11 protein-coding genes and 1 pseudogene are annotated in these 13631 nt (G+C 60.5%); 8 read left to right on the plus strand and 4 right to left on the minus strand.

Features of this window, described 5'->3' with window-relative positions:
• Positions 1-175: 175 nt before the first annotated feature.
• Positions 176-880: pseudogene (locus AB4N74_RS26000) on the minus strand (SPOR domain-containing protein); the annotation flags it as partial.
• Between the two features lie 12 nt (positions 881-892).
• Entirely contained in the window at positions 893-2629 is a 1737-nt protein-coding gene (gene argS, locus AB4N74_RS26005) for an arginine--tRNA ligase (protein WP_460097656.1), read from the minus strand.
• Between argS and AB4N74_RS26010 the strand changes: the two genes are divergently transcribed.
• Positions 2628-2750 (plus strand): hypothetical protein, encoded by a 123-nt coding sequence (locus tag AB4N74_RS26010; RefSeq protein ID WP_256579857.1) that lies wholly within the window; start codon positions 2628-2630, stop codon positions 2748-2750. The genes argS and AB4N74_RS26010 overlap by 2 nt on opposite strands.
• Positions 2751-2843: 93 nt before the next feature.
• On the opposite strand, the gene AB4N74_RS26015 is transcribed toward AB4N74_RS26010, so the two are convergent.
• Entirely contained in the window at positions 2844-5063 is a 2220-nt protein-coding gene (locus AB4N74_RS26015) for a primosomal protein N' (RefSeq protein ID WP_460097658.1), read from the minus strand.
• Between the two features lie 287 nt (positions 5064-5350).
• Between AB4N74_RS26015 and rpmE the strand changes: the two genes are divergently transcribed.
• From rpmE to AB4N74_RS26030, 3 genes are all read left to right on the plus strand, one after another.
• Positions 5351-5578, plus strand: coding sequence for a 50S ribosomal protein L31 (gene rpmE, locus AB4N74_RS26020; protein ID WP_016984589.1), 228 nt, complete (start codon positions 5351-5353; stop codon positions 5576-5578).
• 14 nt (positions 5579-5592) lie between these two features.
• The gene (locus tag AB4N74_RS26025) at positions 5593-6393 is read left to right on the plus strand and encodes a thermonuclease family protein (RefSeq protein ID WP_460097660.1); all 801 of its coding nucleotides are present in this window, start codon (positions 5593-5595) and stop codon (positions 6391-6393) included.
• Positions 6394-6576: 183 nt separating this feature from the next.
• Positions 6577-7845 (plus strand): malic enzyme-like NAD(P)-binding protein, encoded by a 1269-nt coding sequence (locus tag AB4N74_RS26030; RefSeq protein ID WP_064117089.1) that lies wholly within the window; start codon positions 6577-6579, stop codon positions 7843-7845.
• 342 nt (positions 7846-8187) lie between these two features.
• On the opposite strand, the gene AB4N74_RS26035 is transcribed toward AB4N74_RS26030, so the two are convergent.
• On the minus strand, positions 8188-10632 hold the full coding sequence (locus tag AB4N74_RS26035; protein ID WP_460101231.1) for a penicillin-binding protein 1A: 2445 nt from the start codon (positions 10630-10632) through the stop codon (positions 8188-8190).
• Positions 10633-10851: 219 nt separating this feature from the next.
• Here AB4N74_RS26035 and AB4N74_RS26040 point away from each other — a divergent pair, with 219 nt between their 5' ends.
• From AB4N74_RS26040 to AB4N74_RS26055, 4 genes are read left to right on the plus strand one after another with little or no spacing between them, the layout of a single operon-like run.
• On the plus strand, positions 10852-11916 hold the full coding sequence (locus tag AB4N74_RS26040; RefSeq protein WP_093430076.1) for a pilus assembly protein PilM: 1065 nt from the start codon (positions 10852-10854) through the stop codon (positions 11914-11916).
• Positions 11916-12482, plus strand: coding sequence for a PilN domain-containing protein (locus AB4N74_RS26045; protein WP_093430077.1), 567 nt, complete (start codon positions 11916-11918; stop codon positions 12480-12482). Before AB4N74_RS26040 ends, AB4N74_RS26045 begins: the two co-directional genes overlap by 1 nt.
• A complete protein-coding gene (gene pilO / locus AB4N74_RS26050) occupies positions 12479-13102 on the plus strand; it encodes a type 4a pilus biogenesis protein PilO (RefSeq protein ID WP_093430078.1) in 624 nt (207 codons plus the stop codon). Before AB4N74_RS26045 ends, pilO begins: the two co-directional genes overlap by 4 nt.
• On the plus strand, positions 13099-13626 hold the full coding sequence (locus AB4N74_RS26055) for a pilus assembly protein PilP (RefSeq protein ID WP_093430079.1): 528 nt from the start codon (positions 13099-13101) through the stop codon (positions 13624-13626). The genes pilO and AB4N74_RS26055 overlap by 4 nt, the downstream gene beginning before the upstream one ends.
• Positions 13627-13631: the final 5 nt, after the last annotated feature.

Below are 13631 nucleotides of genomic sequence, written 5' to 3' on the forward strand. Positions count from 1 at the left end.
TGCTGGAGAGGATTTCAACCGGGGAGGATGCGGAGGGACGAACGGCGGGGACTGATCAGGGATATGTGGTGTTGCAAACATTGCCTTCGCGAGCAGGCTCGCTCCCACAGGGACTGCGTTATTCCTGTGGGAGCGAGCTTGCTCGCGAAGAACGATGACGCGCTGGTTTGGCGAATCAGCGGCTCTGGCGTTGTTGTAACAACAGGTTGCTGAAGCCGGCGCCAGCCAGTTGTTTCTGTGCAGTAGTTAGTTGCTCACGGTTGCTGAACGGCCCGACCAATACGCGATACCAGGTTTCATCCTTCACCGTGCCGGACTCAACCGCCACCGCCTGACCGAGCAGAATGATCTGCGCGCGGACCTTGTCGGCATCGGTTTCCTTGCGGAACGATCCGGCCTGCAAGAAGAACTTGGTTACCGGCGCCGCTTTGCTCACTGGTGGCGCTGGCGGTGGGGTGATCCCGGCCAGCGCGGCCTGCGCGCGTGCGGTGTCGATCTTCGCTGCTTCCGCCGGAGTAACTGGCGTGGTCGGGATGGCCGGCACTTGTGGCGTCGGCAACGTCTTCTCCGGCACCGCGTCTGGCGGCACGATCACTTCCGATTCCGGCAGCAGGGTGTAGAAGTCGTACTTCGGCTTCACCGGTTGCGTCGGGCTCGGCGGGGTCTTGTTGGCCTCGGCGATCTTCGATGCTTTCTGCTGTTGCGCCTGTTCGACTTTCTCGCGCTTGACCGTGTCGCTGCCCTTGCCCGGCTCCAGCTTCATCAGAAACACGATGAACGCGCCGACCGTGAGGCCGATGGCCATCCACAGCCAACCCGGAATCGGTTGCTTCGCAGGAGCTTGGTAACGGCTGGCGCCACGCTTGGGTGCAGGTTTTTCTTGGCAGCCAACTTACATACGCTCCAGAGTTTCCAGACCCAACAGCTCCAGGCCTTGCTTGAGGGTGCGACCGGTCAGCGCGGCCAGACGCAGACGGCTCTGCATCTGGGCCGGGGTTTCGGCGGCGAGGATCGGGCAGTTCTCGTAGAAGCTGGAGAACAGACCGGCAACGTCGTACAGATAAGTGCAGAGAATGTGCGGCGTGCCTTTGTCGGACACGTTGTTCAGCACTTCACCGAACTGCGCCAGTTTCGCCGCCAGCTCAAGTTCGTGCTCGGCTTCGAGAACGATCTGACCGTCGACTTCGCTGAAATCCTTGCCCAGCTTGCGGAACACACCGGCCACGCGGGTGTAAGCGTAAAGCAGGTACGGCGCGGTGTTGCCTTCGAAATTCAGCATCAGGTCGAAGTTGAAGCTGTAGTCGCTGGTGCGGTGCTTCGACAGGTCGGCGTATTTCACCGCGCCGATGCCGACGACTTTGGCGATGTTGCGCAGCTCGTCTTCGGCCAGTTGCGGGTTCTTCTCTTTCACCAGGTTGTAGGCGCGTTCCTGCGCTTCGGTGAGCAGGTCGATCAGCTTCACGGTGCCGCCGTCACGGGTCTTGAACGGACGGCCATCGGCGCCGTTCATGGTGCCGAAGCCCATGTGCTCCATTTCCATCGGATGGGTGACGAAACCGGCCTTGCGCGCCACAGCGAACACTTGCTGGAAGTGCAGGGCCTGACGCTGGTCGACGAAATACAGTGCGCGGTCGGCTTTCAGCTTGCCACTGCGGTAGCGCACGGCGGCGAGGTCAGTGGTGGCGTACAGGTAACCGCCGTCAGCCTTGACGATGATTACCGGCAGCGGATCGCCGTCAGCATTCTTGAATTCGTCGAGGAACACGCACTGGGCGCCGTTGCTCTCGACCAGCATGCCAGCGGCTTTCAAGTCGTTGACCACGTTGATCAGGTCGTCGTTGTAGGCGCTTTCACCCATCACGTCGGCCATGGTCAGCTTGACGTTGAGCAGTTCGTAGATCTTCTGGCAGTGCGACAGCGAGATGTCCTTGAACCGGGTCCACAGCGACAGGCACTCGGCATCGCCGGCCTGCAACTTGACCACCAGGCCACGGGCGCGGTCGGCGAATTCTGCGGATTCGTCGAAACGCTGCTTGGCGGCGCGGTAGAAGTTTTCCAGGTCCGACAGCTCATCGCTGGTGATCGGGTTTTCCTGCAGATACGCCATCAGCATGCCGAACTGGGTGCCCCAGTCGCCGACGTGGTTCTGACGGATCACTTCGTCGCCGAGGAATTCAAGAACACGGGCTACGCCGTCACCGATGATGGTCGAGCGCAAGTGGCCGACGTGCATCTCTTTGGCCAGATTCGGTGCCGACAGGTCGACCACGGTGCGCTGCGCCGGGCCAGCCTTGCGCACGCCAATGTGAGCATCAGCCAGTGCGGCATCGAGGCGGTTGGCCAAGGCCTGGGTGTTCTGGAAGAAATTGATGAAGCCCGGGCCGGCGATTTCGGCCTTGGTGACGTTCTCGTCGGCAGGCAGTGCGGCAATGATTTTTTCCGCCAGATCGCGCGGCTTCATGCCCGCAGGCTTGGCCAGCATCATGGCGATGTTGCTGGCGAAGTCGCCGTGGGTCTTGTCACGGGCGTTCTCCACCTGGATCGCCGGCGACAGGCCTTCAGGCAACACACCTTCGTTGACGAGTTGGGTGAGGGCTTGTTGGATCAGCTGGCGAATGGTGTCTTTCATGGTCTTCTCTTTCGACCGCAAGCGCGGCGGGCGCATCGATGCGCGGGTGGAAAAACTGGGCATTATCCGTTGCGAAGACGGGCTTGCCAACCTTAGCAGGCAGCTTATGGATATGTGGTGACATTCAGATCAAAAGATCGCCGCCTGCGGCGGCTCCTACAAGGGGATAGGCGTTTTCCTGCAAGAGTTGCCGCAGGCGGCGATCTTTTGATCTTCAATACAAATCGACGGGATCGACATCCAGCGACCAGCGCACCGCCCGCCCGCTTGGCATCTGCTCCAGCACCAGCAACCAACTGGCCAGCAACCGATGCAGCGGCGCCCGTGCTGTCGCCTGCAACAGCAGCTGCGCGCGATAACGCCCGGCGCGGCGTTCCATCGGTGCTGGCACTGGCCCGAGCAATTCGATCCCGCTCAGGTTCTGCTCTGCCAGCAAACGCTCGGCTTCGCTACACGCCTCATCGAGAAAACCTTCCGCTTGCCCGGGCTTGTGCGCTTCAGCACGCAACAGCGCCAGATGCGCAAACGGCGGCAACCCGGCGGCGCGGCGCTCGCTCAAGGCCTGTTCGGCGAAGGCGAAATAGCCCTGTTCGGTGAGTTGCACCAATAAAGGATGGTCAGCGAGGTGTGTCTGGATAATCACCTTGCCCGGTTCCTCCGCTCGCCCGGCACGACCTGCGACCTGCACGATCAACTGCGCCATGCGCTCGCTGGCGCGGAAGTCGCCGGAGAACAGACCGCCGTCAGCATCCAGAATCGACACCAGCGTCACCCTTGGAAAATGGTGACCCTTGGCCAACATCTGCGTGCCGACCAGAATGCACGGCTGGCCCTTCTGAATCGTTGCGAACAACTGATTCATCGCGTCCTTGCGCGAGGTACTGTCGCGGTCGACGCGCAGCACAGGGTAGTCAGGGAATAGAATCGCCAGCCGTTCTTCGGCGCGCTCAGTACCCGCGCCGACCGGTCGCAGATCGACCTTGTTGCACTTCGGACATTGGCGCGGCGTGCGCTCGACGTAGCCACAGTGGTGGCAGCGCAGTTCGCCGTAACGCTGGTGCACGGTCATCCGCGCATCGCAGCGCGAACACTCGGACATCCAGCCGCAGTCGTGGCAGAGCAACGTCGGTGCGAAGCCGCGCCGGTTGAGGAACACCAGCACCTGTTGGCCATTGGCGAGGGTCTGGCCGATGGCTTGTTGCATCGGCCCGGAAATACCGCTGTCCAGTGGACGGCTTTTCACATCCAGCCGCAGGAAGCGTGGCTGCTTGGCACCGCCAGCACGTTCATTCAGGCGTAGGAGGCCGTAACGGCCGGTGTAGGCGTTGTGCAGGCTTTCCAGCGATGGCGTCGCGGAACCGAGAACGATCGGGATGTTTTCCTGCCGTGCACGCACCAGCGCCAGATCACGGGCGTGGTAGCGCAAACCTTCCTGCTGTTTATAAGAGCCGTCGTGCTCTTCATCGATGATGATCAGCCCCGGGTTTTTCATCGGCGTGAACAGCGCCGAGCGGGTGCCGATAATAATGTCGGCCTCGCCATCACGTGCGGCGAGCCAGGCTTCGAGGCGCTCGCGATCATTGACCGCCGAGTGCAGCAGGGCGATGCGCGCATTGAAGCGCTGCTCGAAGCGCGCCAGGGTCTGCGGGCCGAGGTTGATCTCCGGGATCAGCACCAGCGCCTGTTTGCCGGCTTCGAGGGTTTCGCGGATCAGTTGCAAATAGACTTCGGTCTTGCCACTGCCGGTGACCCCGGCGAGCAGGAACGCGTGATAACTGTCGAAGCCGGCGCGGATCGCCTCGTAGGCGGCGCGCTGTTCGGTGTTGAGCGGCAATTCCGGTTGCGCCAGCCAATGTTCGTGGCGCACGCCGGGTGCATGCCGGCGGATTTCCACTTGCACCAGATTTTTCGCCAGCAGCAGATCAAGGCTGTCCTTGCTCAGCATCAGTTTGCTCAGCAACTGATGGGCGACGCCGTGCGGGTGTTGAGCGAGGGTGGCGAGTGCTTCCCGCTGGCGCGGGGCGCGGGCGATGCGCGGATCATCAAGGCTGGCGCCCGGGACGATCGACCAGAAACGTTCCTGTCGCGCCTCTGCCAGCTCGCCTTGGCGCAACAGGACTGGCAGCGCCCAGCTCAGGGTGTCGCCGAGGCTGTGCTGATAATACTGCGACGTCCACAGGCACAGCTTGAACAGCGCCGGTGGCAGTGGCGCTGTGGCGTCGAGCAGGGCCAGTGCTGGTTTCAGTTTCTCCACCGGCACTTCGCTGGTGTCCGTGACCTCGACCAGAATCCCGATCATCTCGCGTCGACCGAACGGCACTCGCAGGCGCATGCCCGGCTGCAATTGCTCACGCAGCACGCCGGCCGGCGCTCGATAGTCGAACAGGCGGCGCAAGGGTGAAGGCAGGGCTAGGCGCAGAATGGCGTCGGGCACGCGGGGGGATCTCTATAAACGGGCGGTATGGCTCGGCACATAACCTTGTAGGAGTGAGCCTGCTCGCGATGGCGGTCTGTCATTCAGCATTTATGTCGTCTGAAATACCGCTCTCGCGAGCAGGCTCACTCCTACAAGGGAATCGCGTATTGGGCCGGGAGCCTAGCAGACGGTCGGTCTCGGTGACAGCTTGCGTGTTTGAAAAGGTCTGGTAGAATCCGCGGCCTAATTACGTGCGGTATTCAACAATAGTGTTGGGTGGCGGCACGCTAGCTGAGGAAGACACCATGAAAGCTGATATCCACCCGAATTACCCAGTCATCGCTGTTACCTGCAGCTGTGGCAACAAGTTCGAAACCCGTTCGACTTTCGGCAAAGCTCTGCCAATCGACGTTTGCAACGAATGCCACCCGTTCTACACCGGTAAGCAGAAGACTCTGGACACTGGCGGCCGCGTTCAGCGCTTCGCAGACCGTTTCGGTGCTTTCGGCAAGAAACCTGCTGCTGCAGAGTAAGGTTGAAGGGCCCGGTGGGCTTTTCCTCGTTGCTGAAAAAGGCGTCCCTCGCGGGCGCCTTTTTTGTGTCTGCGATTTGGCTATCCGGCGCTCAGGCCTTTTGCCCGGCGCCTGCGGGGCTGACCAGCGTCACCGTGCAGCGCGTGGTCGATGGCGACACGCTGCGCCTGAGCGACGGTCGCAGCGTACGCATGATCGGCCTCAACACGCCTGAACTGGGCAAGCAGGGCCGCAGCGACGAACCGTTTGCTGTAGCCGCACGCAAACGCCTGCAAGCGCTGGTTGATGCCAGTGACGGACGCGTCGGTTTACTGCCCGGCAAGCAAGCCAAAGACCATTACGGGCGTACGCTCGCGCATATTTACAGCACCAGCGGCGCCAATCTCGAAGCGCAAATGCTCGCCGATGGCCTCGGTTTTCAGGTCGCGGTTGCGCCGAATGTTGATCTTGTTGCCTGTCAGCAAGCCGCCGAACGTAGTGCGCGAAAGGCCGGGCTGGGCCTCTGGCGGCAATCACCTGTACTGAAAGCGGAGCAGATCCAGCGCTCGGGTTTCGCCGTGATCAGTGGGCGTGTGAGCAAGGTTCAGCGCAATCGTGGCGGAATCTGGATCGAGTTGCAGGACTCGCTTGTATTGCGCGTTGCACCCAATCTGGTCGGACAATTTGACAATGCCCGGTTGCAGGCATTGAAAGGCAAGCAGATCGAGGCTCGTGGCTGGATCGTTGATCGTTCCCGGCGCGGTGGATTGCAATCCGGCCAGTCGCGCTGGCTGCTTCCGTTGACGGATCCTTCGATGTTGCAAACGCCGCGCTGAAGAAAAATTGTAGACATTTTTTCTATCGATTGTGAACAGTCCAGCCCTTATGCGCCGTGGCTCTTGGCCCAAAGTCGTAGGGCAGGGCGCTTGACAGGGGTGACCGCTCAGTCTTGTGGGGACTTTGCGAGGCGCGTATCCTCGCTGACCAGTCTGTCCAACAGTAAAAAGCGGAATGCCAAAATGTCTGATCTGAAAACTGCCGCTCTCGAATATCATGCCAATCCTCGTCCAGGGAAGCTGAGTGTCGAGCTCACCAAGGCCACTGCTACCGCTCGCGATTTGTCGCTGGCCTACAGCCCCGGCGTAGCTGAACCAGTGCGTGAGATCGCTCGCGATCCTGAACTGGCCTACAAATACACCGGCAAGGGCAACCTGGTTGCAGTCATTTCCGATGGCACCGCGATTCTCGGTCTGGGCAACCTCGGCCCATTGGCTTCCAAGCCAGTGATGGAAGGTAAAGGCGTACTGTTCAAGCGCTTCGCCGGCATCGACGTTTTCGACATCGAAGTCGACTCCGAAAGCCCGCAAGCCTTCATCGATACCGTAAAACGCATCTCCATCACTTTCGGCGGTATCAACCTGGAAGACATCAAGGCGCCAGAGTGCTTTGAGATCGAACGTGCTCTGATCGAGCAGTGCGACATTCCGGTGTTCCACGATGACCAGCACGGCACCGCGATCGTGACCGCTGCGGGCATGATCAACGCCCTGGAAATCGCTGGCAAAACCCTGCCAGAAGCGAAAATCGTCTGCCTGGGCGCCGGCGCTGCGGCCATCTCCTGCATGAAACTGCTGGTGAGCATGGGCGCACGCATCGAAAACATCTTCATGGTTGACCGTACCGGCGTGATCCACTCCGGCCGTGACGACCTGAACCAGTACAAAGCGGTATTCGCTCACGCTACCGACAAGCGCAGCCTGGCTGACGCACTGGCAGGCGCTGACGTGTTCGTCGGTCTGTCCGGCCCGAACCTGCTGAGCGCAGAAGGCCTGCTGTCGATGGCGGCCAACCCGATCGTGTTCGCCTGCTCGAACCCGGATCCGGAAATCTCCCCGGAACTGGCGCACGCCACCCGTAGCGACGTGATCATGGCCACCGGCCGTTCGGACTACCCGAACCAGGTCAACAACGTACTGGGCTTCCCGTTCATCTTCCGTGGTGCCCTGGACGTTCGCGCCAAGCGCATCAACGAAGAAATGAAAGTGGCTGCCGCCAACGCCCTGCGTGAACTGGCCAAGCTGCCTGTCCCTCAGGACGTGTGCGATGCCTACGGTGGTGCGCCGCTGGAATTCGGCCGTGAGTACATCATTCCGAAGCCAATGGACAAGCGCCTGATCACCCTGATCTCCGACGCTGTGGCCAAAGCCGCAATCGAGACCGGTGTGGCGACCCTGCCGTATCCGAAGAACTACCCGCTGAAAAGCGTGGATGACGTGTTCAACGGCTAAGCCGTTGTAGCGCTTCAAACGAAAGCCCCGGCTCGTGAGAGTCGGGGCTTTTTTGTTTTCGAGAATTCTCAGGATCGCATTTCATATCGACAAGGGCCCTCACCCTAACCCTCTCCCAGGGGGAGAGGGGACTGATTGGGGGATGTTCGGGAGTTACGCCGACTTGAACGTATTGTTTTGAATCCATAATCGACACAGCTCTCTCAGGTCGATGTAGAGCGCTAGACAACTCGGTCAGTCCCCTCTCCCTTTGGGAGAGGGCTAGGGTGAGGGGCTCTAGATCTTCAGCCATAAAAAAGCCCCGCACTTCTCACGAAGGCGGGGCTTTTTGCTGCTTCAGGATCAGAACAGATCGATCGGCGCCTGCTCATCCGCTGGCAGCGGGCTGCCCGGTACGGCGCCATTACCCAGTTCATTCACCGACGGCGGCGTGTCTTCAGACTTGAACAGCTCGAAATACGCGCCTGGCGTGCTCGGCGTCGCCGCTCGGCCACTGACCGGATCCACGCGCAGACTCAGCAAGCCTTCTGGCTCAGGCTGCACGTGCGGCGGCTTGTCCTTCAGCGCAGCCGACATGTAGTTCATCCAGATCGGCAGCGCCACAGTACCGCCGAACTCGCGACGACCGAGGCTTTCCGGCTGGTCAAAACCAGTCCACACGGTGGTCACGTAATCGGCGTTGTAACCGGAGAACCAGGCATCTTTCGATTCGTTGGTGGTACCGGTTTTACCGGCGATATCGCTACGCCCCATGGCCAGCGCGCGACGGCCGGTGCCGAGCTTGATCACGTCTTGCAACATGCTGTTGAGGATGTACGTGGTGCGGCCATCGACAATTCGCTCGGCCACTGCCGGTGTTTGCGGCACGGCCGCGCTGCCCGGCGCCTCGCCCGCAACCGGTGTGGCGTTGACCGTAAACGAATCGGTGTGCGGCGCCGCGATACCGTCCGTCGCCGAACCGCCCTGAGGCACGGTTGGCGGGTTGGCGACGAACAGCGTGTCGCCATTACGGCTTTCGATCTTGTCGATGATGTACGGGGTGATCTTGTAACCGCCGTTGGCGAACGTACTCCAACCGGTCGCAATTTCCATCGGCGTCAGCGTTGCAGTACCCAGCGCCAGCGACAGGTTGGGCGGCAGATCCTGCTTGTTGAAGCCGAAACGGGTGATGTAGTCGATGGTCTTGCCTACGCCCATCGCCTGCAGCAAGCGGATCGACACCAGGTTACGCGACTTGTACAGCGCCTCACGCAGGCGGATCGGGCCGAGGAAGGTGTTGGTGTCGTTCTTCGGGCGCCAGACCTTGTCCAGATATTCGTCGACAAACACGATCGGCGCATCGTTGACCAGCGTGGCAGCGGTGTAGCCGCTATCCAGCGCGGCGCTGTAGACGAACGGCTTGAAGCTCGAGCCCGGCTGACGCTTGGCCTGCATCGCACGGTTGTAGTTGCTCTGTTCGAAGGCGAAACCGCCGACCAGCGAGCGAATCGCGCCGTTCTGCGGATCCAGCGACACCAGCGCACCTTGCGCCTGCGGGATCTGGCTGAACTTCAGTGAATTGTCTTTCTGACGCTGCACGCGAACCAGATCACCGACCGCCGCGACATCCGACGGCTGGCGCGGATTGGCACCCATGCTGTTGGTGTTGAGGAACGGTCGTGCCCATTTCATGGTGTCCCAGGCGACGTGCTCTTCGCCGGTACGGGTCAGCACTTGCAGGCCGTTCTTGTCGACCTGGGTGACGATGGCCGGCTCCAGGCTACTGATGGTGCGCTGCTTGGTCAGTTCGCTTGCCCAGGCCTCACGGGTCTTGCCCGGCAGACGCGATTCGGGGCCACGGTAGCCGTGACGCTGGTCGTAGGTCATCAAACCTTCGTGCAGTGCGGTGTTGGCCATTTCCTGCAGGTTACTCGGCACCGTGGTGGTGACGCGGAAACCTTCGGTGTAAGCGTCGCTGCCATAACGGCCGACCATCTCGGCACGGGCCATTTCAGCGATATACGGTGCATTCACTTCCGGGGTCGGCACGTGATAGCTGGCGTTCAGCGGTTCGTTGATCGCAGCGGTGTAGTCCGCTTCGCTGATCTTGCCAAGCTTGTACATGCGCCCGAGGATCCAGTCGCGGCGTTCTTTGCTGCGCGCCGGGTTGGCTAGCGGGTTGAAACGCGACGGGGCTTTCGGCAGGCCGGCGATCATCGCCATCTGCGCCAGGCTGACATCACGGATCGACTTGCCGTAATACACCTGCGCCGCCGCTTCGATGCCATAGGCGCGGTTGCCCAGATAGATCTTGTTCACGTACAGCTCAAGGATTTCATCCTTGGTCAGCTGTCGCTCGATCTGCAGGGCCAGAAGAATTTCGGTGGTTTTGCGCGAGAAGCTGCGTTCGCTGGTCAGGAAGAAGTTCTTCGCTACCTGCATGGTGATGGTGCTGCCGCCGGACTGAATGTGTCCGCTTTTGACCAGTTGGGTCGCGGCGCGCATCAGGCTGCTCGGATCGACGCCATAGTGGTTGGCGAAATTGTCGTCTTCAGCACTTAGTAACGCATTAATGAAATTGGGGGGAATGTCGGCGAAACGGATCGGTGTGCGGCGCATTTCGCCAAATTCGGCGATCAACTTGTTGTCGCTGGAGTAGACCCGCAGCGGAATCTGCAACTGAATGCTTCGCAGAGCCTCCACAGACGGCAAACCCGGACTAAGGTAAAGAAACGCGCCGCTGAGACCTAAAAGCAGTCCGCAGAAAACGGCGACGATGGACCAACCGAAAAATTTCAGCAGACGAATCAAGGCTTTTGGACATCCAGTGCAAAGAATGAATTTGGCGACGGGGCTCCGGCTACACACAGAACCATCCGCGCTTGCAGTAAAAAGCGGAAAAAAACGCTGGGCATTATAAGCACTTTTCTGCTGGGGGCGTCATTTGCGCTTCTGTCAAGACGGGGTGAAGGAACGCAATGCGTATTACAGAGTCCGTAACTCACGGAAAGTCATAGGGAATTGGTAGTGCTGGGACTCTTCAATAAAAAGGCCAATACGTTACTGGGGATCGACATCAGTTCCACGTCAGTGAAGCTGCTGGAACTGAGCCGTCAGGGTGATCGCTACCGGGTCGAGGCGTATGCGGTAGAGCCATTGCCAGTCAACGCCGTGGTCGAAAAGAACATCGCCGAACTTGAAGGCGTCGGTCAGGCCCTGAGCCGTTTACTGGTCAAGGCGCGCACCGGGCTCAAGAGCGTGGCAGTCGCAGTGGCCGGTTCCGCCGTGATCACCAAGATCATCGAGATGGACGCCGGGCTGTCCGACGACGAGCTGGAAAACCAGCTCAAGATCGAGGCCGATCAGTACATTCCCTACCCGCTGGACGAAGTCGCCATCGATTTCGAAGTCCAGGGCGTGTCACCGCGCAACCCTGAGCGGGTCAACGTGTTGCTCGCTGCCTGTCGCAAGGAAAACGTCGAAGTCCGCGAAGCGGCGCTGGCTCTGGCCGGGCTGACCGCGCGGGTAGTCGACGTCGAAGCCTATGCGCTGGAGCGCTCGTTCGGCTTGCTGGCCACGCAACTGGCGGCGTCTCAGGAGCGTCTGACTGTCGCTGTTGTCGACATCGGCGCGACCATGACCACGCTCAGCGTCCTGCACAATGGCAAGATCATCTATACCCGCGAGCAATTGTTCGGCGGCCGGCAACTGACCGAGGAAATCCAGCGCCGCTATGGCCTGACCCTCGAACAAGCGGGGCTGGCGAAAAAACAGGGTGGCCTGCCCGATGATTACATCAGCGAGGTCTTGCAACCGTTTCGCGAGGCGCTGGTGCAGCAAGTGTCGCGCTCGCTGCAGTTCTTCTTCGCCTCCGGGCAATACAACGCGGTCGATCACATTCTGCTGGCCGGCGGCACGGCTTCAGTGCCCGGGCTGGATCGGTTGATCGAGCAGCGCCTGAGCACACCGACACAAGTAGCCAACCCGTTTGCCAACATGGCCTTGAGCAGCAAAGTCAACGCCGGGGCTTTGGCCAGCGACGCGCCGGCGCTGATGATCGCCTGCGGGCTCGCGCTCAGGAGTTTCGACTGATGGCGCGGATCAACCTCCTACCCTGGCGCGAGGAACGTCGCGAAGAGCGGCGCAAGCGCTTTCTGCTGGCCTTGATCGGCGTGTTGGCCGGCTCGATCGGTGCGGTGCTCATCGCCGATCAGATCATCAGTGCGGCGATTGAGCAGCAAGTGGCGCGCAATGATTACATCGGCAAGCAGATTGCTGTGGTCGACGAACGGATCAAACAGATCAGCGATCTCAAGGCGCGTCGTCAGCAACTGGTCGAGCGCATGCGCATCATCCAGGACTTGCAGGGCAACCGGCAGATCAGTGGGCGAATCTTCGATCAACTGGCGCGCACGCTGCCGGACGGTGTGTATTTCACCGACGTGAAGATGGTTGGCAAAACCCTGTCGATCAGCGGTGCAGCCGAATCGAACAACCGGGTCTCCGAGTTGATGCGCAATCTGGATGCTTCCGACTGGTTCGACGCGCCCAGTCTCAACGAGGTGAAGGCGACGACGGCGGGCCAGGTGGATCAGGCCAACACGTTTGAGTTGACCGTACGGCAGACCCAGCCCCGCACCGTGGAGGACGAGCAATGAAGCCGTCCGAATGGCTGGAAAGTCTGCGCGACATCGATTTCAACGACCTCGATACCAGCAACATCGGCTCATGGCCGGCAGCAGTGAAAGCCATCGCCGGGGCGCTGTTGATGGTGTTGGTCCTGGCGCTCGGTTATAACTTTTTCATCAGTGACCTGGAAAACCAACTCGAAACCAAGCGCGAGGAAGAAGCCACGCTCAAGGAGCAGTTCGCCAGCAAGGCACGTCTTTCGGCCAACCTTGAGTTGTACACCCAACAAATGAAGGCGATGGAAAACACCTTTGGCGTGCTGTTGCGCCAATTGCCCAGTGACACCGAAGTGCCGGGCCTGCTCGAAGACATCACCCGCACCGGGCTGGGCAGCGGCCTGGAGTTCGAAGAGATCAAACTTCTGCCGGAGGTCACCCAGCAGTTTTACATCGAGCTGCCGATCCAGATCACCGTCACCGGTGCCTATCACGACCTTGCGACCTTCGTCAGTGGCGTGGCCGGGCTGCCACGCATTGTCACCTTGCACGATTTCGAACTCGCGCCTGCCGATAAAGAGGGCGGGCCGAAGCTGCGCATGAGCATCCTTGCCAAGACCTACCGGTATAACGACAAGGGGCTGCAGAAATGAGCCCGACTCGTTACATCGCGTTGTCGATGACGCTGCTCGCGTTGAGCGGTTGTGGTGGCAGCAATGACTTCAGCGATCTTGATGCCTACCTGAATGAAGTACGCCTGCGCCCGGCAGGCAAGATTGAACCAACCCCGACATTCCGGTCTTACCCAACATTCACTTACAGCGCGGCCAACCTGCGCAGTCCGTTCTCGCGCCAGGTGCGGGTCGATCTGGCCGGGCAGAAACATGGCTCACGCAACGTCAAGCCCGATCCCAATCGGGTCAAGCAGTACCTCGAAGGTTTCAACATCGAGCAGTTCGAGATGGTCGGCACGATCTCCAATGTTTCCGGCTCCTTTGCGCTGTTGCGCGGGGCGGGCGGCGTGCATCGGCTGAAAGTCGGCGATTACCTGGGGCGCAATGACGGTCGCATCGTCGCTATCAGCGCCACCCAGGTCGATGTCGTCGAAATCGTCCCCGACGGCGAAGGCGCCTGGCTGGAGCGTCCGCGCACCATTCCTTTGAAAGAGCACTCATAGTGGAA

Source organism: Pseudomonas sp. H3_C08 (genome assembly GCF_054669455.1).

Bases quoted from the DNA above. Each gene is read 5' to 3' on its own strand.
- rpmE (WP_016984589.1), top strand. From the start codon at position 5,351: ATGAAAGCTGATATCCACCCGAATTACCCAGTCATCGCTGTTACCTGC.
- pilO (WP_093430078.1), top strand. From the start codon at position 12,479: ATGAAGCCGTCCGAATGGCTGGAAAGTCTGCGCGACATCGATTTCAAC.
- AB4N74_RS26055 (WP_093430079.1), top strand. From the start codon at position 13,099: ATGAGCCCGACTCGTTACATCGCGTTGTCGATGACGCTGCTCGCGTTG.
- AB4N74_RS26045 (WP_093430077.1), top strand. From the start codon at position 11,916: ATGGCGCGGATCAACCTCCTACCCTGGCGCGAGGAACGTCGCGAAGAG.
- argS (WP_460097656.1), bottom strand. From the start codon at position 2,629: ATGAAAGACACCATTCGCCAGCTGATCCAACAAGCCCTCACCCAACTC.
- AB4N74_RS26010 (WP_256579857.1), top strand. From the start codon at position 2,628: ATGGTCTTCTCTTTCGACCGCAAGCGCGGCGGGCGCATCGATGCGCGG.
- AB4N74_RS26030 (WP_064117089.1), top strand. From the start codon at position 6,577: ATGTCTGATCTGAAAACTGCCGCTCTCGAATATCATGCCAATCCTCGT.